The organism is Endothiovibrio diazotrophicus, assembly GCF_054657215.1.
In genome coordinates, this window is record NZ_BAAHXB010000332.1 from 1 (window position 1) to 390 (window position 390).

At 57.4% G+C, this 390-nt stretch carries 1 protein-coding gene; it reads right to left on the bottom strand.

Annotation, left to right across the window (positions count from 1 at the left end):
- Positions 1-390, bottom strand: a 390-nt coding sequence (locus tag ACYQ2W_RS26690; RefSeq protein ID WP_459874170.1) for an IS66 family transposase, incomplete at both ends; no start/stop codon positions are given.

The following is a 390-nucleotide window of genomic DNA, read 5'->3' on the forward strand; positions in this document are numbered from 1 at the left end:
AACATCGGCCTTGCTGACCTTCTCTCCCTTCTTCTTGGCCGGCGCCGCTTGGCTCGCCTCGACGAACTTGCGCCGGGCGTGATCCCAACAGCCGATCTGAGTGATCTCGTTTTTACGACAAGCATCGTTGTAGCAGGCGCAGCCATCGGTTTGTAGAACACCGACGAAACCGTCGAACAGCCACGAGGCCACCTTCCCACTCCGGGAGGGATCGTAATGAAATAGCACCGCCGGTTGATCCGGTGGTCCACCTCGAACAACCCACATCCATTTGTCGGAAGTGGCAACCCGACCATCCTCCTTGAGTACCTGGATGCGGGTTTCGTCCGCCTGCAGGTAGTCTCCGCTCAATTGGTGCTCATGCAGCAAATTGATCAGTGGCGTGAACAC